General features: G+C 30.3%; 7 protein-coding genes. 2 read left to right on the forward strand and 5 right to left on the reverse strand.

Annotated elements, in window-relative coordinates; genetic code table 11:
• Nucleotides 1-421 (forward strand): amidohydrolase family protein (locus AC30RD_RS05615; RefSeq protein ID WP_489493354.1); only part of this gene is annotated, 421 nt, incomplete at its 5' end.
• 26 nt (nt 422-447) lie between these two features.
• On the opposite strand, the gene AC30RD_RS05620 is transcribed toward AC30RD_RS05615, so the two are convergent.
• Genes AC30RD_RS05620 through AC30RD_RS05635 form a run of 4 tightly spaced genes read right to left on the reverse strand, consistent with a single transcriptional unit; the run spans nt 448 to nt 4,370 of the window.
• The gene (locus tag AC30RD_RS05620; RefSeq protein WP_489493356.1) at nt 448-1,290 is read right to left on the reverse strand and encodes a lysylphosphatidylglycerol synthase transmembrane domain-containing protein; all 843 of its coding nucleotides are present in this window, start codon (nt 1,288-1,290) and stop codon (nt 448-450) included.
• The gene (locus AC30RD_RS05625; RefSeq protein ID WP_489493357.1) at nt 1,287-2,231 is read right to left on the reverse strand and encodes a glycosyltransferase family 2 protein; all 945 of its coding nucleotides are present in this window, start codon (nt 2,229-2,231) and stop codon (nt 1,287-1,289) included. The genes AC30RD_RS05620 and AC30RD_RS05625 overlap by 4 nt, the downstream gene beginning before the upstream one ends.
• A complete protein-coding gene (locus AC30RD_RS05630; RefSeq protein ID WP_489493358.1) occupies nt 2,228-2,917 on the reverse strand; it encodes a phosphatase PAP2 family protein in 690 nt (229 codons plus the stop codon). Before AC30RD_RS05630 ends, AC30RD_RS05625 begins: the two co-directional genes overlap by 4 nt.
• Before the next feature lies 1 nt (nt 2,918).
• Nucleotides 2,919-4,370, reverse strand: a complete 1,452-nt coding sequence (locus AC30RD_RS05635; protein ID WP_489493359.1) for an ArnT family glycosyltransferase — start codon at nt 4,368-4,370, stop codon at nt 2,919-2,921.
• Between the two features lie 77 nt (nt 4,371-4,447).
• On the opposite strand from AC30RD_RS05635, the gene amrB reads away from it, so the two are divergent.
• Nucleotides 4,448-5,242: an AmmeMemoRadiSam system protein B gene (gene amrB, locus AC30RD_RS05640; RefSeq protein ID WP_489493360.1), complete on the forward strand. Its 795-nt coding sequence runs from the start codon at nt 4,448-4,450 to the stop codon at nt 5,240-5,242.
• Here amrB and AC30RD_RS05645 read toward each other — a convergent pair.
• Nucleotides 5,239-5,584, reverse strand: a 346-nt coding sequence (locus AC30RD_RS05645) for a pseudouridine synthase family protein (RefSeq protein WP_489493362.1), incomplete at its 5' end; no start/stop codon positions are given. The genes amrB and AC30RD_RS05645 overlap by 4 nt on opposite strands.

Raw genomic sequence — 5,584 nt, forward strand, 5'->3', positions numbered from 1 at the left:
GGGAGTAAAAGTTTTTTGCGAAGTATCTTTGCACCATCTTTTAAAAACAGATAAAGAGTGTCTTGGATACAATACCTCGGCAAAAATAGATCCTCCTTTAAAAGATGAAAACAATCAAAAGCAACTACTAAAATATCTAAAAAACAAAGATATCGATATCTTAACATCCCTTCACTCTCCAAAATCGGTTGTTCAAAAAGATATAAGTTTTGATGAGGCGGCTTATGGTGTTGACTCAATTGGTGATTATTTAAAAGAGATTTACGAAAATTTTGTTAAAAAAGATATCTTAACATTAAAAGATATAGTCGAACTAACATCCAAAAATCCCGCAAAAATATTAAACTTAAAAAAAGGTGTTATAAAAGAGGGTGAAAAAGCCGATTTTATACTTTTTGATACAAAAAAGTGTTGGGTTTGAGCAATAAAATAGATTTTTTAAAAATTTTAGATTTTTTTATGGATAAAAAAAACGCCTATCATTGAAGAGAGTGCCGTTATCAAGAAAAATTCGAAAGAAAAAGCGATACCAAAAGAGGGGTTGATATTTAAAATTTTGGCTCCATATAAAAAGGTAACCTCTCTTGCTCCTACTCCTCCAAAGGTTATTGGCAAAACCGAAACTACGCTGGAGATTAAAAAAAGAGTTAAAAAGTCTAACATATCTATTTTGCCAGGTAAAGAGATTATAATGAAAAATGCGCTAATTAGTTGCAAAATTTGCACAAAAATCCCTAATATCGTAGTTTTTGCAATATATGTAGAAAATTTTTTATAGATTTTTTTATGTATATACAAAAAAATAGGGTATAAAACTATCGCCAAAAAAATAGCATAATAGTTGTATTGATAAAATATTTTCGAAAAAGAGCTAAAAAGAAAAAGAATCAAAGCCAAAAACAAAAGTGCTACAAGGCCGCTTAATCTATCTAAAATAGTAGCGTTGACAAGATCTATCAATGGGGTGTCAAATCTTTTTCTCAACAGATATATCTTATATCCGTCACCTCCTATACCTCCAGGTAGAAAGAGATTATAAAACATCCCAATATAGTATAAAATGAGATTTTTTTTCTCTTTTAGATTTATGCCTATATCTTTAAAATAGTAATTTAATCTAATAGAACTAACAATTTTTGAGACGTTATAAAATATAAATGAGAGAAAAAGGTAAAATATGTTTGACTCTTTTAATATAAAAATGAGTTTTTGAATGTCGATTTTTGATAATACGTATATAATAAGAAAAAGAGATAGAAATATTTTTATTAAGATTTTTATCTTTTTCAATTTTTTCTTTTGCCTCTAAAAAGCTCTTTTATTACATAAGGTTTTTTATTTTGAGATTCATAATAGGTTCTCATCATTATTTCAGCCAAAAATCCCGTTGTAATTAGTTGAATACCTCCAAGAGTGAGCATTACTCCCAAGATCAAAAGAGGTCTTGTTCCTATACTTTCTCCAAAAATTTTCAATATAAAAAGATATAGATTTATTAGCATTCCCAAACCAAACATTCCAAATCCAAGGGTTCCAAAAAGATGCATCGGTTTGTTTGCGTATCTTTGAAAAAAAAGCATAAGTAAAAGATCGCTTATTACTTTAAAAGTCCTTCCTATTCCATATTTGCTAACTCCGTGAATTCTTGGATGGTGACGAACGGGCATCTCAGTCATTTTAGCGCCATACATCTTTGCAAGCACCGGAATAAATCTATGAAGCTCTCCGTAAAGCCCCAGATTTTTTGCCACATCTTTTTTAAAAAGTTTTAAAGTGCAGCCATAATCGCTTATATAAACTCCCGTAGTTTTTCTTATGATCCAGTTGGCGATTTTGCTGGGAATTTTTCTAAGTAAAAAACTATCTTCTCTTTTTGCTCTAATGCCCGCTACTACGTCCCATCCCTCTTTTTGAAGTTTTTCCATCATTATAGGGATATCTCTTGGATCGTTTTGCAAATCTCCGTCAATCGTAGCGATAAGCTCTCCCTTGGCCGCATCGATTCCCGCCGCCATAGCTGTGGTTTGTCCAAAATTTCTGTTAAAAACGATAAGCAAAACTTTATCGTCAGCTTCTTTTTTTATCATCTCAACTGTTTTGTCAGTAGATCCGTCATCTACAAAAATTAGTTCATAATCAATACCTTCTAAAGCCTCTCTTAAAGCTTTAAAAAGGGGCTTAATATTTTCTTCTTCATTCATCACAGGAATCACAACGGACAATTTTTTCATTTATTACCTCTTTTAAAAACAAGATAATAGCTAAATTTAGCGGCAAAATATACGAAAAAAGCGCTAAATATTACATCGCTTAAAAAATGGCCTCCTTGAATGATTCTAACAAATCCAACAAGAACACCCCAAAAAAGAGCCGCGGCAATTATAGCATTTTTTGTTTTTTTATTTTTAAATAAAAAAGCCAAAGACAAAAAATAAAAGGCCGCCGCGGCGTGCCCACTGGGAAATGAGCAGTTTTTTTCGCATTGATCGGTTTTTATAAAAGCCGGAGTAAACTTTTTATCTCCTCCAAACTCTTTTATCTGCGCGGGTCTTGCTCTTCCCCAACTATTTTTAAAAATCGTATTTACTAAAATTCCAGGACCTAAAAACAAAGATAAAAGTAAAAATATTATAGCCCTTTTTTTTATATTAAAAAAGTCCTTCTTAAAAGCTATCTCCAAAATTAAAAAAATCATAAGCGCCATAGCAAAAATCTCAATAGATATGATAGTAAATTTATATATGATTTTTGCAAAAATTTCGTTTTTTAAATAAAAGCCAACCCCCTCTTTATAAAAAAGAGAGCTAAAATTTATATCTATTTGAGGAAATAAAATAAAAAAAATTGCCGATAAAAAAAATAAAAAAATTATAAAAATATCAAACCTATCAATTTTTACAAAAATGTTTTTTTTCAATTTAATATCCTATAAACTCTTTCATATAATATACATAATAGACTCTTTTAAAATCTTTGTATAAAGGCACTTCCACTTTACCCAAAAAAATCGTTTTTTTAAATCTCTTTTTTACATCATCTATATTTTTTCTTTTTGTTATAAATATAAAATCTTCGCCTATATGTTTTTGAAGATCTGTTACAAGATCAAAATGGTTTCTATATTTTTGTTTTGGATTGAACATAATAGCGTCAAAAGGATGAGGTTTAATATAAAATATCATTTCGCTCATAAGTTTTCTATCATCAAATAGAAGTTTTATGTTGGGATATTTTAAGAGAAATGGTTTTAGTTTTTTTGCCACCTCTTCCCATCCAAGCACTCTTTTATAAGGATCATTTTTAGAGGTTAGCTCAATATTGAATAGATCCGTTAAAAAGTGATAATGATAAAATAACAAAGCAAGAGCTATATTTATGCCAATTGCCGTTTTTAAAAGTTTGTATCTTTGTTTATATATCAAATAAGCAACTACAAAGATGGTAGCGGCTATATATGTTGGGGCCGCCCAGTTTGCAAAAGCTCGACTTAAAAAACTTTGCATCGTAATAATAAAAAGAAAAGGAACCGAAAAAAAGTATAAAAGTTTATAACTTTCATTTTTTATAAACATCTTAAAAATAAGATATAGCAAAATCCCAAAAAATATAGGTCCAAATACACCAAACTGAGCTCCTAAAAACTCAAGCATCTTATTAAAATGAAAAAGGTCCCTATCTATCTCGCTTATCTCTTTTGTATGCACAAAACTTACAAAATGGTGATTATAATTCCATATAAGATTTGGAAGATAAACAAGTGCCGCTAAAGCCATAGTTAGATATAGTTTTATATTTTTTAGATGCTTTTTATACTCTTTTGAAAAAAATAGATATAAAAAGACGCTGATTACAAAAATAATCATCGTATATTTGCTTAAAAGCCCAAAACCGGCACTAAAGCCGGCCAATATCCAATATATATCTTTATCTGTTTTTATAGCTTTTATAAAAAGATATAAAGTCAAGCTCCAAAAAAACAAAAGCACAACATCGGTTGATATAATAAGACTCGACATCGAAACTGCGGGAAGGGTTATAAAAGATAGAGCGCTCCAAAAAGCGATTTTTTCGTTAAAAAGCTCTTTGGCTATAAAATAGATGATAATTGATGTAAAGGGGTATATTATTAAAGCGGGAAGTTTTACGCAAAATTCGCTATCACCGCATATAGAGGTGAACAAAGCTATTATCCAAGCGATCATGGGAGGCTTTGAATAGTAACCAAAATCCAAATCCTTGCTCCAATACCAGTAATATGCCTCATCCATATATAGATCGACGTTTGATGTTAAAAGAACAAAAAATCTATATAAAGTAATGATTATCAATATAAACAGATAATTTTTAAAATAACCGCTTTTTATATTCATTTTTCCTCTATTGAAGATAATAGTTTTTTGTATTATACTTATAACAGGCTTGTTTATTAATAAAATAGGAGTATGTTATGAAAAGAGTAATGGCTGTTGCTGGGAGTTTTTATCCGGAAGATTGTAATGAAATAGAGTCTATGATAGAGCAGTATAATATGATTTTAAATGAGGCTCTTAAAAATAAAGAGGTTTTAAATATATCTCCAAGAGCGATTATCGCTCCTCATGCTGGGTATATTTATAGCGGTTTTACGGCAAATTTCGCCCATAGAGTTTTAAAAAACTCAAATCCAAAAAGGGTAGTGGTTATCGGTCCAAGCCATAGAGTATATTTAGATGGAATTAGCGGTAGTTTTTATGATAGTTTTGAAACTCCGTGCGGAGATCTTGGGATAGATAAAGAGTATTTGAACCATCTAAGTTCTCTTTTTGATATAAAATTTATAAAGTCCGCTCATTTAGAGCATAGCACTGAGGTTCAGATGCCTTTTATAAAACATTATCTTCCCCATACGCAAGTAATAGAGATGGTTTATGGAGATTTAGATCCTTTTTACCTTTCAAAAATTTGCGAAGCAATATTGAGCGACAAAGATAACGCCATAGTAATAAGCACCGATCTTAGTCACTACTATCCTTTAAAAGAGGCGGAAGTTTTAGATAGTTACTGTTTAAAAGCGGTTCATGATTTGGATGAGAGTTATCTTCATAAAGGATGCGAAGCTTGCGGGAAGATAGGGGTAGAAGCTATAATACTTGCTGCAAAAAAATTGCAACTTAAACCAAAAATTTTAGATTATAGAACAAGCGCTGATGCAAGCGCAAATGAGAGCGCCGTTGTAGGATATATGAGCGCGGCTTTTATCTAATAAACGACTTTGCAAAGATATAATCCATAAGGAGGGGCTAAAGTAGAAGAGAGCCTCTCTTTACATTCAAGCTGTGTTATAAGATCCTCTTTTGATAAGCTGTTTTTTCCAACTTTTATCAAAAAATCTACCATCATTCTAATTTGACTTCTTAAAAATCCATCGGCTTCAAAATAAAATATATAATATTTTTTATATCTATAAATATCTGCTTTATATATATTTCTAATAGTTGATTTTACATCGCTGCCGCTTTTCATAAAATATCTAAAATCGTGTTTTCCTTCAAAAAGTTTTATATATTTTTTTATTTTTGAAAAATCGGTATCTTTTATAAAAGTA

It is taken from the genome of Nitrosophilus sp., assembly GCF_982775275.1.